Origin of the sequence: uncultured Roseibium sp., assembly GCF_947496995.1 — a bacterium.
Taxonomy (GTDB): Bacteria; Pseudomonadota; Alphaproteobacteria; order Rhizobiales; family Stappiaceae; genus Roseibium.
The window spans coordinates 1,021,537-1,036,638 of record NZ_CANMFD010000001.1 but is presented as its reverse complement, the minus strand read 5'-3'; the positions used below and the strand labels follow the sequence as shown (position 1 = coordinate 1,036,638).

At 60.0% G+C, this 15,102-nt stretch carries 12 protein-coding genes; 3 read left to right on the top strand and 9 right to left on the bottom strand.

Going from position 1 to position 15,102, the window contains the following annotated elements:
* Window positions 1-68: 68 nt before the first annotated feature.
* The gene (locus tag Q1B40_RS04680) at window positions 69-1,457 is read right to left on the bottom strand and encodes a glutamine synthetase family protein (protein ID WP_299810734.1); all 1,389 of its coding nucleotides are present in this window, start codon (window positions 1,455-1,457) and stop codon (window positions 69-71) included.
* 165 nt (window positions 1,458-1,622) lie between these two features.
* Between Q1B40_RS04680 and Q1B40_RS04675 the strand changes: the two genes are divergently transcribed.
* The 3 genes from Q1B40_RS04675 to Q1B40_RS04665 all read left to right on the top strand — a co-directional run bounded on the left by Q1B40_RS04675 (window position 1,623) and on the right by Q1B40_RS04665 (window position 5,298).
* Window positions 1,623-2,327: a GntR family transcriptional regulator gene (locus Q1B40_RS04675; protein WP_299810733.1), complete on the top strand. Its 705-nt coding sequence runs from the start codon at window positions 1,623-1,625 to the stop codon at window positions 2,325-2,327.
* Between the two features lie 139 nt (window positions 2,328-2,466).
* The gene (locus tag Q1B40_RS04670) at window positions 2,467-3,873 is read left to right on the top strand and encodes a glutamine synthetase family protein (RefSeq protein WP_299810730.1); all 1,407 of its coding nucleotides are present in this window, start codon (window positions 2,467-2,469) and stop codon (window positions 3,871-3,873) included.
* A 30-nt stretch (window positions 3,874-3,903) separates the two neighbouring features.
* Window positions 3,904-5,298, top strand: coding sequence for an aspartate aminotransferase family protein (locus Q1B40_RS04665; RefSeq protein ID WP_299810728.1), 1,395 nt, complete (start codon window positions 3,904-3,906; stop codon window positions 5,296-5,298).
* A gap of 458 nt (window positions 5,299-5,756) precedes the next feature.
* On the opposite strand, the gene Q1B40_RS04660 is transcribed toward Q1B40_RS04665, so the two are convergent.
* The 8 genes from Q1B40_RS04660 to Q1B40_RS04625 form a co-directional block, all read right to left on the bottom strand.
* Entirely contained in the window at window positions 5,757-7,745 is a 1,989-nt protein-coding gene (locus Q1B40_RS04660) for an AAA family ATPase (protein WP_299810725.1), read from the bottom strand.
* A 466-nt stretch (window positions 7,746-8,211) separates the two neighbouring features.
* Complete coding sequence (locus Q1B40_RS04655; protein ID WP_299810722.1) at window positions 8,212-9,186, bottom strand: biotin-dependent carboxyltransferase family protein; 975 nt, start codon at window positions 9,184-9,186, stop codon at window positions 8,212-8,214.
* Window positions 9,176-10,051 (bottom strand): carboxyltransferase domain-containing protein, encoded by an 876-nt coding sequence (locus tag Q1B40_RS04650; protein WP_068407654.1) that lies wholly within the window; start codon window positions 10,049-10,051, stop codon window positions 9,176-9,178. Before Q1B40_RS04650 ends, Q1B40_RS04655 begins: the two co-directional genes overlap by 11 nt.
* Window positions 10,048-11,442, bottom strand: a complete 1,395-nt coding sequence (locus Q1B40_RS04645) for an acetyl-CoA carboxylase biotin carboxylase subunit (protein ID WP_299810709.1) — start codon at window positions 11,440-11,442, stop codon at window positions 10,048-10,050. The genes Q1B40_RS04650 and Q1B40_RS04645 overlap by 4 nt, the downstream gene beginning before the upstream one ends.
* A 7-nt stretch (window positions 11,443-11,449) precedes the next feature.
* The gene (locus tag Q1B40_RS04640) at window positions 11,450-11,689 is read right to left on the bottom strand and encodes an acetyl-CoA carboxylase (RefSeq protein WP_299810707.1); all 240 of its coding nucleotides are present in this window, start codon (window positions 11,687-11,689) and stop codon (window positions 11,450-11,452) included.
* Between the two features lie 72 nt (window positions 11,690-11,761).
* On the bottom strand, window positions 11,762-12,490 hold the full coding sequence (gene pxpA, locus Q1B40_RS04635; RefSeq protein ID WP_299810705.1) for a 5-oxoprolinase subunit PxpA: 729 nt from the start codon (window positions 12,488-12,490) through the stop codon (window positions 11,762-11,764).
* 22 nt (window positions 12,491-12,512) lie between these two features.
* Window positions 12,513-13,541, bottom strand: a complete 1,029-nt coding sequence (locus Q1B40_RS04630) for an ABC transporter permease (RefSeq protein ID WP_299810702.1) — start codon at window positions 13,539-13,541, stop codon at window positions 12,513-12,515.
* Window positions 13,538-15,088: a sugar ABC transporter ATP-binding protein gene (locus Q1B40_RS04625; protein WP_299810699.1), complete on the bottom strand. Its 1,551-nt coding sequence runs from the start codon at window positions 15,086-15,088 to the stop codon at window positions 13,538-13,540. Before Q1B40_RS04625 ends, Q1B40_RS04630 begins: the two co-directional genes overlap by 4 nt.
* Window positions 15,089-15,102 lie beyond the last annotated feature (14 nt).

The following is a 15,102-nucleotide window of genomic DNA, read 5'->3' as shown; positions in this document are numbered from 1 at the left end:
CTGGTCTTTCCTGAACTTTGACGGCGGTCCGGTTTTTTGTCCAGCGCCGATTTTGGGCAGTGGCTGCATCACAAATAGGTCTGACGTTCCAGAGAAGAAATCTCCCGCCCGAATTCGTTCAGTTCTTCCCGCTTGATCTCGGTCAGCACCTTGTGCATCTCCTTGCCGACCGCTTTTTTCATCAGCTTGGACGCCTCGAAGGCATCGATGGCCTCATCCATCCATGGCGTGAGGCGTTTCCTGCGCTTTTCATAGGCATTGCCGGCAATCGGGGCCGGCGGGTCCTTCTTCAGCCGCAGGCCTTCCATCATGCCTTCGAGAATGCCGGTCAGCACCAGGTAAGGATTGGCGTCCGCGCCGGCGATGCGATGTTCGACGCGCGCCGCTTCCGGCGTGGAGGCCGGGACGCGCAGGGCGACCGAGCGGTTGTCATAGCCCCAGCAGATCGACGCCGGAGCATAGGATCCCGGCTGCATGCGGCGGAAGCCGTTGAAGGTGGAGATGAACAGCAGCAGGGCCTCCGGCATTGTCTTCAACAGACCGTTGATAACGTAACCGAGCTGTTCGCCGCCCTTGTCGGGATCGGCGAATAGATTGCCTTTTGCGTCCTCCATGGAGACATGCACATGCATCCCGTTGCCCGGCCATTGCACGAAGGGCTTGGCCATGAAGGAGGCCTTGAGCTTGTGCTTGCGGGCGACACCGGCCACCAGCCTGCGCAGCAGCACCACGTCGTCGGCCGCCAACAGCGGATCGCGCCGGTGATGCAGGTTCAGCTCGAACTGGCCCGGCGCCGCTTCGGACACGGCGGCATCGGCCGGAATGCCCTGGGCCTCGCAGGCCCTGCGCAGATCGTCGACTACTGGCAGCAGCGCTTCCAGGTCGGAGAGCGCATACATGTTCTGGCGGGCGGGACCCAGGTGCGTTGAAAACAGCGGCGTCGGCTGCTCCGTCCAGTCGCCGTCGCTTTCCTCGAACAGGTAGAACTCCAGTTCGAAGGCACAGGTTGCCGTGACGCCGAACTCGTCCTTCAGCCGCTCAACCGTGGTGTTGAGGACGTGACGCGGATCGGCGGGAAAGGGTTGCCCGTCCCGGTCGTACATGGACAGCAGCACCTGGGCGGTCTTGCGATCAGCCCAGGGCACGAGCTTCAGGGATTCAGGAATCGGCCAGCAGACGCCGTCCTTGTCGCCCGTCTCCAGATGCATGCCGGTGGACTCGACCTCGCGGCCCCAGACATCCAGCCCGAAAAGCGAATAGGGAAAGGCGACGCCGCCTTCGAACACCTTCGGCAACGCCTTGCCGGGCAACCACTTGCCGCGCAGGACGCCGTTGGTGTCGGGCAGGACAACTTCCAGCGTGTCCAGGTCCGGATGCTCGGCCATGAAGGCGTTGAAGTCCGCCTTCCATCCAGGTTCGGCTGGGTGTTCAAGTGTCTGGTGGGGAAGCTCGTTCATTGAGAGTCTGTTTGCCCCTGTATCGGTTGGCCCTGACCGGAACGCGTTTGTTGACCGGCAGTCCACTTTTGTTTGCTTGCTTTCCAAAAATGTGATCACTTTCCCCTGAGCCTGTCAAGGCGGATCACGCAAAACCATCTTTATCACCGTGCGAGGACCACATCATTGCCACTTCGCCGTACCGCTCTGAAATCCGGACCGACAAAGACCGCGACCGGTCAAGCAACCTCACGCGGCGCGACCCGTGAACAGGTGGATGTGGCGATCCGGACTGGCCTGCTGGCGGGGCGCTTCATTCCCGGAAAAGCGGTGACGATCCGGGGGCTTGCGGCGGAACTCGGTGTCAGCCCGATGCCGGTGCGCGAGGTGCTCCAGCGGCTTGCGGCGGAAAATGCCCTGGAAGTCAAACCCAACGGCCGCGTCCAGGTGCCGGACATGACGCCGGCCCGTTTCGACGAGGTGCTCAAGGCACGCCTTCTGCTGGAGCCGGAACTTGCCGAACTGGCCCTCCCCCACCTGACCGCCGGCGATGCAGCCAACCTGCAATCCATCGACAACGATATCGACGAATGCCTCGTCAGCGGCGATGCGGAGGCCTATATGCGGTTGAACCACGCCTTCCATTTCAGCATCTACCGGGCGACCGCCTCGAAGGTTCTGCTGCCCCTGATCGACAGCCTGTGGCTGCAATTCGCCCCTTTCATGCGCACGGTCTACGGCCGGGTCGGCACGGCCAGTCTGGTCGACCGGCACAAGGAAGCCATCCGGGCGGTCGAACTGGGTGACAAACAGGCCTTGCGCACCGCCATCGCTGCCGATATCTCCCAGGGCATGGGGTTGTTGGGTAAGGAAATTCTCGCCGGCGCATGAGCTGTTGATCCCTTTCCCGTCCCGTGTCATTTTGTGATCACAAAATTCTGCTGACTTGCAAAGCGCCGGACACAGGATTGGTGATCGGCCATCGTCCCGGACGGTTTTCCTTTCCGGCGACCAACAATTGGAGCCTCCCGTGACTGCAGACGCACCTGCCAGTGAAATCCAGAATCCGTCGGACAGCCTGCGCGGCGTGCCGGATGTCGATGCCGCACGGGAATGGCTGAATGCGCGCAACATTCAGGACATCGAGTGCATCGTTCCCGATATCGCTGGTGTCGCGCGCGGCAAGATGATGCCGACCGGAAAGTTCTTTTCCGGTCCGGTGATGACCATGCCCGCCTCCATTTTCGCCCAGACGATTTCCGGAGACTATCCGGAGGACGACGACCGCTTCCAGCATAACGCCACGGACGGCGACCTGTATTTCCGGCCGGACTACAGCACGCTAACCACGGTGCCCTGGGAAACCGATCCGACGGCCCAGCTCATTCACGATGCCTATACGCGCGAAGGCGATCCGCTTGAAACCGCGCCGCGCAATGTCCTGAAGCGGGTTCTGAAACTCTATGAGGACAAGGGCTGGGAACCGGTCATCGCCCCGGAAATCGAATTCTACCTGGTGCGGCCCAACACCGATCCGGACTACCCGCTCGAGCCGCCGCGGGGCCGCTCAGGCCGTCCGGAAGTCGGCCGCCAGTCCTATTCCATTTCCGCGCTGAATGAATTCGACGATCTTATCGACGACATCTACGACCTGTCGGAACAGCAGGGCCTCGAGATCGATACCATGATCCACGAGGAAGGCGCCGCGCAGATGGAGATCAACCTGCGCCACGGCAATCCGCTGGCCCTGGCGGACCAGGTCTTCCTGTTCAAGCGCACGATCCGTGAAGCCGCGCTGCGGCATGAAATGTATGCCACCTTCATGTCCAAGCCGATGTCGAACCAGCCCGGCTCGGCCATGCATATCCACCAGTCGGTGGTCGACAAGGAAACCGGACTGAACATATTTGCCGGAGAAAACGGCGAGGAAACGCCGCTTTTCCTATCCTTCATCGCCGGCCACCAGAAATATCTGCCAAAGGTGTCCTGCATCATGGCGCCTTTCGTGAACTCCTATCGGCGGTTCTCGAAAACCTCGACCGCGCCGGTCAATGTCTACTGGGGATACGACAACCGGACCGTGGGGCTGCGCGTGCCTTATTCGAACGCGCAGGCCCGGCGGCTGGAAAACCGCATTCCGGGCTCTGACGCCAATCCGTATCTGGCCATCGCCGCAAGCCTGGCCTGCGGCTACCTGGGCATCGTCAACGGATTGAAACCGGATTCCCCGAAGGCCGACGACTGTACCGACAGGGCCAGATCCCTGCCGCGCGGCCTGCCCGAGGCTCTCGGAAAATTCGAAAAAGCCGACGAGATGATCGAGGTGTTCGGCGAGAAGTTCGTCGCCACCTACCGGGCGATCAAATACGAAGAATTCGAAACCTTCATGTCCGTGATCAGCCCATGGGAGCGGGAATACCTCCTGCTCAACGTCTGATCCCGTTCAACACTATCCGGAGTTTCCGCCATGACGGCCCATTCCAACCTCTATCCGACCAAGGCCCTGCAGGACCTTGACGCCGCCCATCACTGGCATCCCTTCTCCGACATGAAGTCGCTGAATGCGGAAGGCACCCGGATCATCACCAGTGCCGACGGCGTGTGGCTGCAGGATTCGGAAGGCAAGAAGATCCTCGACGGGATGGCAGGCCTGTGGTGCGTGCAGGTGGGCCACGGGCGCACCGAGATCGCCGATGCCGTGCACAAGCAGATGGTCGAACTGTCCTATTACAACACCTTCTTCAAGACGACCCATCCGCCCGCCGTCGCGCTTTCGGAAAAGCTTGCCAGCCTCGCGCCAGCGCACATCAACAGGGTGTTTTACTGTTCCTCCGGCTCAGAGGCCAACGACACCGTGTTCCGCATGGTGCGCACCTATTGGGACAAGCTCGGCAAGCCGGACAAGAAAGGGATCATCGGGCGCTGGAACGGCTATCACGGGTCGACACTGGCCGGGACCAGTCTTGGCGGCATGAAGGCAATGCACGCCCAGGGCGACCTGCCGCTTCCCGGCGTCTATCATATCGACCAGCCTTACTGGTTCGGCGAAGGCCATGAGATGGATCCGGATGAATTCGGCATTCTCACCGCCCGGAAGCTGGAACAGACCATCGACGAGATCGGCGAAGACAAGATCGCGGCCTTCATCGCCGAACCGATCCAGGGTGCGGGCGGCGTGATCATTCCACCGGACAGCTACTGGCCGGAGATCCGCCGCATCCTCAAGGAACGCGATATCCTGTTTGTTTCCGACGAAGTGATCTGCGGCTTCGGCCGCATGGGCGAATGGTTCGGGTCAGACTATTACGGCATGGAGCCGGACCTGATGCCGATCGCCAAGGGGTTGACCTCCGGCTACCTGCCGATGGGCGGCGTTCTGGTGTCCGACCGGGTGGCCGAGGGGCTGATGCTTGCCGGCGGCGAATTCTACCACGGCTATACGTATTCAGGACACCCGGCCTGCGCGGCGGCGGCGCTCGCCAATCTGGAGATCATCGAGCGCGAAGGCCTTGTCGACCGGGTGAAAAACGACATCGGCCCCTATCTCAAGGAGCGCTGGCTGAAGCTCGCCGGGCATCCGCTGGTCGGCGAAGCGCGGATGACCGGCCTCCTCGGCGCGCTGGAACTGGTGCCGGACAAGACCAACCCGCACAAACCGTTCCGCGATGCGGGCACGGCCGGCACCCTCTGCCGTGACATTTCCTTCGAAAACGGCATGGTGATGCGCGCGGTGCGCGACAGCATGATCATCTCCCCGCCGCTGGTGCTCACGCACGAAGAGGCGGATCTCCTCGTGAAGACCGTCGAGAAAACCCTCGACGACACCTTCCAGGTCCTGAAACGGGATGGCCTGCTGGGCTGATATCGGAGGCCGGCCGGTTCCCCAGCAGACGGGGACGGCCGGCTTTTTACGGCAGGCGTTTTATTTTTCGACTTTTTCCTGAGCTGTCGGCCAAGGTTACATCCGGACGTTCAACGAGCATCGCACCGAGGAAGCGGAATGCCGGCAGAAGGCGTTCATTGCGCTGAGAACGAATGACCGGAAAGGTGCCGACTGCTGACTGGCGGCTTGCGAATACACAAGTTACCTACGCGGAATTTGCACAGAGCTGGTCCACTGTAACTTCCGGCCCGGAGCGGACATAGGCCGTGGTCTCAATGGAAGGCGGCTTCGCGCCCCCATATCTGTCATTCATGGCTTCAGATGAAAGTCCTGATAGCGGACAAGCCTCCCAGGCCACTGCACATCATCTGAAGTCAGAATTGACTTTGGCAAATTGTAAGCTAAAGGCCGTCGTTTAATCTGCTGATGCCGGAAGATTAGGTAGCGGCATTCGCGATGGCTTCAAAAACCTTTGGCAATGCAACGGGGCAAAATAGCGAGTGCTCCGATAGAACATGCTCAATCACGGCCTTAACGAGTTCGCCCCGACCTCTGTTTTTCCATTTTTTGAGTACAGGAAACTTTTCGGCGAGATTATCTTCGAGCTCATGGTCGTCAGCCCTGAGATAGGCGCGGAGGACTTCGCTCTTTGCTCCACTAAGATAGGAAACTTCCACGCGCTCCGTCTCGTAAGGAAATACGACAGTTTGGATCGCGTCAATCAGCCGTTGAAGTTCAGGAGGTTTAAGGCTTGGTGCTCCCGTAAAGCGGTCAATATCCTCAAACCCTTTCGGTAGGCGCCGCTCTTTCATCAGGAGCAGCGCCATTAGAAGAGGATCGAGAAGCACGTTCTCGATACCATTTCGTTCGCCGCCAGCCACGACCTTGATCCGATCGGTGGAATGGGCTTCGCCATCCCAATCGACAATGCCAAAGATCGATGAGTTACCCAAATCGGCTAGACGTTCGACGGTTTGCTTGACAATCGTGCAGCCGGCGTTGATTTCGCCGTTGTCCTTGTCACGCAGGCCAGTGGAGATGAAGTTCAAATCCCTTTCGCAGCAAATATGCGACTTGATGAGCGCATAAACACTCTCATAGATCGCGGCGTCTGTATCGCTTTCAGCGAAAACCTGGCGACGACCTGTATAGTTAATCGAAAGTGTCGGGACGCCGTATGTGAGCTTGTTCAGCGCTTCCCGCTTGGCAATCTTTGCCAGCCCTGAGCTCCCATCCTTCATCTCGAACAAAGACTCTTCGGGGGCGAGCGCAACCGTGGTGGGCGAGTGGGTCGTTATTATGCAATTAAGACCCTGCGCCTCGACCAAGCCGTGCTGAATCGCCCTAAGCCACCTGTTCACCATTTCTGGGTGAAGTGAAGCGTCCATCTCGTCAAGAAGAAGAATCTTCGGTCGCGACACGGATATGAAATCCTCATCGTAGTGGAATGAAGAGATTGCAAATTGCAGCAGGACCTTCTCACCTGAAGACAGATTTTGTGGGCTTACAACTTTGTCCGTGCCAACCTTTGTGAGTTTCACGGTTACCGTGGCGAAATCGTTAAGGCTCGGCGGTGTAAATTCGTACGGCAGCGCGAACGCAGCAAGGGTATCGTTGATCTGATCCCATGGACGACTGCCAAAGTTCGCGATAAAATCTTCTTCGCGAATAGCGCTTTCTATGCCTTGTTCATTGTCCTCCAATCGTTGAAGCCTGTTTCGCAACAGAACGTCGCGATACTTGCCGAACAATAGCGGCAGGTTGGCGGAGAACTGATCCGTATTGCCCCATGGCGCGAACAACTTCATCTGCGTGATGTCCACCTGCAATGGTGAGATGCTAATCTTCTCTGCGACCCTCCGCACCACCTCCACCATTTGGGCTTGATCTATTTCCTCCTTGCGAGGTTTCCTTTTCTGAGCGCTATCAATGGATGTTAGCGCTTGCTCCGCTGCGGCAAAAATAGCTTCGATCCGACCAACGTCCGCTTCACCTAACCTATTTGCGACCTCCGTCGTTCCAAGCCGCCAAACATCTTCTCCAGGCTGCAAAATCTCTTCGATCTTTTGGTTCGCTGCATCTTCAAGCGCTGCCTGATGCGGCGCCAAGAGTCTAAGCCGTGCTCGTTCGAACGATTCCGTTGTGATGTTAGCGGGGGCCGCCACGCTGTTCTGGGCAGTATTATAAGCCTTGCCGAGATCAAGGACGCGATCATTCTGACCAAGCAGCTTTATATTGGAGTTGACTCTGCCAGTGCGGCCGAGCGGTGCCGCCACGATCGAATTAGATACGCTACCATTCTGTATAGCCTGCAACAGATGGCTTTTTCCACTGCCGTTCAGGCCAACGATTACGGAAAAGGGGGGGAGTTCAATATCTGGGAACGCCGATATGGATAGGTGCGGTTGTTTGAACGAAAGTTGCACTCAACGAATCTCCCGATTGCGACTTGTGCCGTAATTCTACCGGAAGAGCCGATTAGAAAAAGCTTCTTTGGCAAATTTTGCGCGACAGCGGGAGCGAATGGCCGCTTTCCAGTTTCACTACATTGCAGCTGCCAGTCCCCTCCCGGCCACTTTTTGGTCATTCGTTTGGACCGCAGCGAATTCCCGCTCTCCGCCCACTTCAGGCTTTCCGTCACCGTGCAACGAACGGCAGCTATCATACAATGCCCCCTTGCAGTTGAACGGCCGAAATGGGCGCGCCTTCGGCCTATCTCGGCTTTGCCGCACTCTGCCAGGGCGGCGGGGCCCGCTGGCGCCGGACGCTGCTTGTCAACGGCGCGCCGGTGGTCCTCGTGCAATGGCAGTCTGCGTTCGCTCGAACGCAGACTGCTTCCGGGAATGCACTCCTGAAACCTCCCGGTCAGCCAGGCAGGCCTCTTCTTTGCAATCAGGCGAGCGCGGTGCGAATGGCTTCGAGCGTTTGCGCGCGGTCCCGCCGTGCCGCCAGGGCGGCGTTCATGTCCACCTTGACGAAACGGGTCGGTGTGTGGGGCTGCAATTGGCCTATCAGATCCATGTCGGCGGAAATGACCGTGCCGATCATGAAGTAGCCGCCGCCCGACACCGCGTCGCGGTGCAGGATGATCGGTTCGGTTCCGCTTGGAACCTGGATGGAGCCATAGGGATAGCAGGCATCGGTGATGTTGGAGGGATCGGCGCCGGCGCCGAAGGGCTGTTCCCGCTCAACGAACTCCAGCTTGTGCCCCCCCTGGAACCGGTAGCCCATACGATCGGCCTCGTTGGCCACCTTCCAAGTATCCTTGAAGAACCCTTCCTGCGCTGCTTCCGTGATCCGGTGCCAGTACAGCCCCGGCAGCATCCGCAGTTCCGCCGGATTGCCCGGTCCCCTGCGCAATGCTTCAGGGACACTCAGGCCTTCCCTGACCGGTGCCTTCGGGCGTCCGAGCGGCAGCGTATCGCCGGGCTGAACCGCCCGGCCGTCAATGCCGCCGAGAGCACCGATGGCATAGGTCGAGCGGCTGCCGAGCATGGGCGGCGTGTTGATCCCGCCGCTGATGGCAATATAGGCGCGGGCACCGGACTTCAGGAAATCGAAGGACAGGACCTGACCCGCCCTGACGGCAATGGCGCTCCACGTCGGGCGTTCCTCGCCATCGATCTTCGGCGGCAGTTCGGCACCGCAAACGGCAACCGTTGCGTCCTCGGTGAATTCGAGTTCCGGACCGACGAATACGGATTCCAGCCCGGCGGCGTCTTCCTCGTTGCCCACTAGAAGATTGGCTGTGCGCAGCGCCAGGCGGTCCATCGCCCCGCCCATCGGAATGCCGAGGTGATAGTAGCCCGGACGGCCAAGGTCCTGGATGGTTGTCGCAATGCCTGCGGAAAGGACATTAATCGGCATAGAGAACCTCCATCAGCTTGGCGTTGGTGCCGTCGATATCGGCGTTGTAGTCGTCGAGGGAGAAGCGCACGTTCCTGACACGCGGCGCGAAGGTGCCCGCCTGCACGTCTTCCACCGCCCGGTCGTATTCCTCGCGGTTGATCGGTTTCCATTTGACGATGTCGCCCGGCTTGAAGAACACCATGAAGTCCTTGAGATAGGAGACTTCCTGTTCCGGGTCGTAGATCGGCATGGGCGTAATGCCGAACATCTGGTAGCCACCGGCGCCGCGCACGGAATAGATGCACGAAAAGCATCCGCCATAACCCACCGTGAGGCGCGGCGTATCGGTCCGCGGGCGCAGATACTTGGGCACCTCGATCTGCCGCGGGCGGTCAACCATCTGATACAGGAACGGCAGACCGGAGACGAAACCGACCATCGAGACGAACCACGGGGCACCTGCATGGGCCTCGATGAATTTGTCGACCGTTTCAAAGCCGTTGATCTCGGCGGCATATTCGATATCGGTTGCGTTCGGGTCCTGATGGCGCTCGCGGAAGCGCATCAGCGTTTCATGGGTCCAGGGGTCCTGATAGTAGACCGGGATCTCGACAATCCGGGTCTCGAGGACCGGCTCCGCGCTTTCGGCCGTGGCTTCCAGTTGCTGCAGCCTGGCGAGCAGATCGTCCGGGTGAATGATGTCCGGATTGAACTTGATCTGGAAAGAGGCATTCGCGGGACAGATTTCCGTGACCCCCTCGATATTGGCGTCACGCACCGCGTTGGTCATGGAGAGACTTACGAAAAAGGCCTCGAGCGACATGGCTTCGTCGACCTCGACAAAAATATGCTCGTCGCCTCCGAAAGTGTATCGACAGGTCATAAGGCTTTGCCTCCTTGTTGCGCGATGAGTTCGGGATTTTCTTCAAGCCACGTTTCAAGCCAGCGGGTATGAACCTCGTTGCATCGCAGGTCGTCGCTCTCCAGCAGGGCTTCGAACAGGGGGGCTGTTGTCGGCAGTCCTTCAATACGCAATTCGCCCAGCGCACGTTTCAGCCGCCGAAGGGCGGCCTCCCGGTCGTCAGCCCAGACAATCAGCTTGCCGAGCAGCGAGTCGTAGAACGGCGGAATGGCGTAACCGGGATACAGCATGTGATCGAAGCGTACGCCGGGCCCGTCGGGCGTCAGCAATTCGCCGACGACACCGGGAAACGGCATGAAATTGTTCGCAGGATCTTCCGCGTTCAACCGCACCTCGATTGCATGCCCGGACCGCCTGATCTGATCCTGGGTCGATTGAAGGGCGGCGCCTCCGGCGATGGCGATCATCTGCGCCACAAGATCGGTGCCGCAGATCATCTCGCTGACGGGATGTTCGACCTGAATGCGGGTATTCATCTCGATGAAATAGAAATCGCCGCTCTTGTCGTCGTAGAGATACTCAATGGTGCCGGCGCCGCGGTAGTTGACCGCCGTCGCCAGAGCGACGGCAGACCGGCACAATTCATCCCGGACCTCGTCGGAAAGAGCTGCCGAGGGCGCCTCTTCCCAGACCTTCTGACGTCTGCGTTGCAGGGAGCATTCCCGATCGAAGAAATGAACGACGTTCTTTCCGTCACCGAGCACCTGAACCTCGATGTGGCGCGCCCGCTCGATCACCTTTTCGATATAGATGCCGCCGTCACCGAACGCCGCACTGGCTTCCGATGAGGCCTGCGGTGCGAGCGACCTGAATTCGGCTGTGTCGCGGGCAATGCGAATGCCGCGCCCGCCGCCACCGGCCGCGGCCTTGATCATGACCGGGAACCCGATCTGCGCGGCCAGGTCAGCCGCCACGTCCATGTCGTCGATCACACCGTCGCTGCCGGGAACCGTCGGGACGCCCGCCTTCTTCGCCTCCGCACGGGCTGCCGCCTTGTCGCCCATCAGGCGGATCGTGTCGCCGGAGGGGCCAACGAAAACAAGGCCCGCTGCTTCAACCGCATCTGCGAAATCGGCATTTTCGGCGAGAAACCCGTAGCCGGGATGCACGGCGTCGGCGCCTGTTTCGGCTGCGGCTTTCAGGATGGCGCTGACATCCAGATAGGATTTTGCAGCTTGCGGCGGGCCGATATTCACCGCCTCATCGGCCATCTGCACCGCGCGGCTGTCCGTGTCGGCATCGCTGTGCACCTGAACCGTAGCGATGCCCAGGTCGCGCGCGGCACGAATGATGCGCACCGCGATCTCGCCACGATTTGCGATCAGCAGCTTGTTGATGTTGCCCTTGGTCACAGCGGCCTCAATCTAGCTCGACAATCGGTTGACCGGCCATCACCGGTTCGTTGTCACCGATTGGAAAGCCTGAAATCGTGCCGCCGGCATCGGCCTTGATTTCATGAAATGTCTTCATCACCTCGACAATGCCGACCGTATCGCCCTTGGACACTGTGTCCCCCACCTCCTTGAAAGGCGGCTGATCGGGCGAGGGTTTGCGGTAAAAAGTTCCCGGAATAGGGGACTTGATCTCATGTGTGGCCATAGGGTTGTCTCCTTCTAGTTCAGCGGGCTCGTTAAGCGGGCTCGTTCGGTGCACGCTTCACGGGCGCATGTGTCAGGCGGCTTCGATCTCCGCGATTGCTTTTTGAACGGCTTTCGCGATTCCCACCGCGTCCGGCGTGTCCGAATGGACGCAGACCGTTTCGACCCGCACAGGCACCGGCTTGCCGCTGATCGACGCGACTTTTCCTTCACGAACGGCCATCTGGACGCGCTTTGCGGCCTGCGCCGCGTCGACCGGCTTATGCTCACGTGTGATCAGCAGCCGGCCATCGTCATCGTAGTCGAGGTCCGCGAAAAACTCGGCCTGGAAACCGACGCCCCTTGCCTTGAAAACTTCCTCGTGGAGGGTTCCTGCAAGACCGAGTACCGGAACATCGAACACCTGCGCGACATCGGCGACGGCCTGAGCGATGGGTTCCATGCGGGCCGCCATTCCATACAGGGCGCCGTGCGGCTTCAGATGCATGAGCTTGAGACCGGCGAACTCCAGAAACCCCTTGATGGCACCGACCTGGTAAATGATGATGTTCACCATCTCCTCACGCTCGATCTTCATCTCGCGCCGGCCGAAGCCCGGCAGGTCCGGCAGGGAGAAATGCGCCCCGACCTTCACGTCGAACTTGCGTGCCAGTTCGACGGCGCGGCGCATGTGGTTCGGGTCGGAACCATGGAAGCCGCAGGCAATATTCGCTTGCGAAATGAACGGCATGATCCCTTCGTCATCGCCCATTTTATAGAGCCCGTAGCTCTCTCCCATGTCGCAGTTAAGTTCGACCGGCATTGTTGTTTTTCTCCGTGATTTCTCAGTCTTTGAGCGATGCGACATACCGCAGGCGGATCTGGTCGGCGATGACGGCCAGGATCAGAAGGGCGCCGAGCACCACAGTCTGCAGGTAGGATTCTATGCGGGCCAGGTTCATCCCGTTCTGGACGAGACCGATGAAGAGCGCGCCGAGGATGACATTTTCCAGGCGGCCGACACCGCCGCGCAGACTGACCCCGGCGATGACACAGGCCGCGATCGATTCCAGCGGCATGGCGGAGCCGATGTTGGCTTCCCCTGTATCCAGCCGCGCCGTGAGCAACATGCCCGCGACCGCCGCGAAGAACGCACACAGGACGTAGGTGAAGAACAGTGTTCCCGCCGTATTGATCCCCGACAGGGATGCGGCCTTCAGGTTGCCGCCGACGGCATAGAAATATCGGCCCTGCGGTGTGCGGTAGAGGAAGGCATAAAGCGCTGCGATCAGGAGTGCGGCGACATAGACAGGCGCCGGTATTCCCAGGAACGCGCCGAAACCGAATATGTTTCCGAACTCCATGGGCATGCCGTAAACCGGGACACCGCCGGTCAGATAAAGCGCGATGCCGAAGCCGACGGACGCCATCCCGAGCGACATCATGAAGGGCGACACATTGAAGAAGGCAACGCCGATACCGTTCATGACACCGATTGAGACACCCGCGGCGATCCCGGCGAAGCAGCCGAGCGCGATCGCCAACCCGATCATGTCGGGAAACGCCGCCGCGAAGGCAGCCATCGCCATGGCGCCGACCACGGAGGACAGGGCCAGGATCGTGCCGACAGAAAGATCGAAGCCACCGGTCAGCAGCGCCAGCATCTGCCCCATGGAGACGATCATCAGGTAGACCGACTGGCGCAGCACATTCATGAGATTTCGCGGTGTCAGAAAGTTGTCCGACATCAGCGTGAAGACAACAAGGGCCACGACAAGCAGGAAGGGCAGAATGCCCAGCTTCACGAAGAGCCGCTTGACGATATCCCCGGCACCGGAGGATGGTCGCGCGATCGCGGTTTTACCGGCCATCATGCAGCCTCCCTTTCAAAAAAATGCGCCAGGACATTTTCCTCGGTGAGCTGCCCTGCCGAAAGTTCGGCCTGGATGCGTCCGCGATAGAAAACATAAGCCCGCGAGGTGAGATGCAGGATCTCGGGAAGATCGGAGGAAATGAGCACGATTGCCGTTCCCTGCTTTGCAAGTTCAACGATGAATTCGTAAATCGAGGCGCGCGTTCCCACATCGACACCCACCGTTGGTTCGTCGAACACAATCAGGTCGTAGGAACGCGTCAGGCTGCGCGCGAGCATCGCCTTTTGCTGATTTCCGCCGGAAAAGTGGTCGACCGCCCGTTCGATGCGCGGCGGTGACAGGTTCAACCTCTCCGCCAGACTTGACACAGCCCGCGCCTCACCGGATCTGTCCATCCAGAGCCCGTTGGAAAACGGTGCGATGTCGAGCGAGGCCAGCGACACGTTTTCGCGCACCGACCGCATCATCATCAGGCCTTCCTTGCGCCGGTCGGCAGGCAGATAGAGAAAACCTGCGCGAATGCTGTGTCTCGGCGGTTTGCCGGTAATATCCGCGCCGTTCAGCTGCACGCTGCCGCTTTCGATCTGTATGGCGCCGAAACAGGCCTGCAGCAATTCCGATTTGCCCGACCCCACCAGACCGGCCATACCGACGATCTCGCCGGCGCGAACCTCCACCGAAGCCGCGCGAACCGTGTCGCCGACCGTCGTCAGATCCTTGACCTGCAGCACCTGCCGGCCCGGTTCGCCAAGATCGAGTTCGGGGAAAATGCTGCCGACGACGCGGCCGGTCATCAACCGGACAAGGTCGTCTTCCGACGTCGACCCGGCATCCACCGTGTCGACGTAGCGGCCATCGCGCATGACGGTGATCCGGTCCCCGATGCGGCGGATTTCTGCCATCCGATGGGTGATATAGACGATACCGACGCCGCGCTTGGTGAGCTGGGCGATCAGCTCGAACAGATGGTCCGTCTCGTGACTGGTGAGCGAGGCTGTCGGTTCGTCGAGAATGAGGACGGACAGATCGGAGCGGAACGCCTTGGCGATTTCCACCATCTGCTGCTCGGCGCGCGTGAGATGGTCGACACGCTGACGGGGGTTCAGGTTAAAGCCCAGTTCGTCCAGAATGGCCCTGGCTTCGCGGCGGATGCGGTCCTTGTCGATAAATCCGCGGCGTGTAGGCTCTCCGCCGAGGAAGAGATTTTCCTCAACCGTCATTTGCGGGATGAGCGAGAATTCCTGGAAAACGGCAGAAATTCCGTTTTCGCGCGCATCATGCACGGAGTGCAGGTGCTGCGCTTCACCGCGCAGGAAGATCTCTCCGGCGGTGGGTTGATTGGCTCCGGCGAGAATCGAGATCAGCGTCGATTTGCCGGCGCCGTTTTCGCCGAAAACAACATGAACCTCGCCTGGGCGGAGTTCGAAATTCACCTGGTCCAGCGCCGTGACGCCGGGATATTCCTTGGTCAGGTTTTTCGCTTCCAGCAAGGGGGATGCAGCCGCTGGCTGCATCCTGTCTTGAGCGGGCGTTTGCCGGTTCGACATTGTTTCGCCGCCGC

Excerpts from the sequence above, each read along its gene's own strand:
- Q1B40_RS04680 (WP_299810734.1), bottom strand. The coding sequence starts at position 1,457 with ATGAACGAGCTTCCCCACCAGACACTTGAACACCCAGCCGAACCTGGA.
- Q1B40_RS04665 (WP_299810728.1), top strand. The coding sequence starts at position 3,904 with ATGACGGCCCATTCCAACCTCTATCCGACCAAGGCCCTGCAGGACCTT.
- Q1B40_RS04655 (WP_299810722.1), bottom strand. The coding sequence starts at position 9,186 with ATGCCGATTAATGTCCTTTCCGCAGGCATTGCGACAACCATCCAGGAC.
- Q1B40_RS04650 (WP_068407654.1), bottom strand. The coding sequence starts at position 10,051 with ATGACCTGTCGATACACTTTCGGAGGCGACGAGCATATTTTTGTCGAG.
- Q1B40_RS04640 (WP_299810707.1), bottom strand. The coding sequence starts at position 11,689 with ATGGCCACACATGAGATCAAGTCCCCTATTCCGGGAACTTTTTACCGC.
- pxpA (WP_299810705.1), bottom strand. The coding sequence starts at position 12,490 with ATGCCGGTCGAACTTAACTGCGACATGGGAGAGAGCTACGGGCTCTAT.
- Q1B40_RS04630 (WP_299810702.1), bottom strand. The coding sequence starts at position 13,541 with ATGATGGCCGGTAAAACCGCGATCGCGCGACCATCCTCCGGTGCCGGG.
- Q1B40_RS04625 (WP_299810699.1), bottom strand. The coding sequence starts at position 15,088 with ATGTCGAACCGGCAAACGCCCGCTCAAGACAGGATGCAGCCAGCGGCT.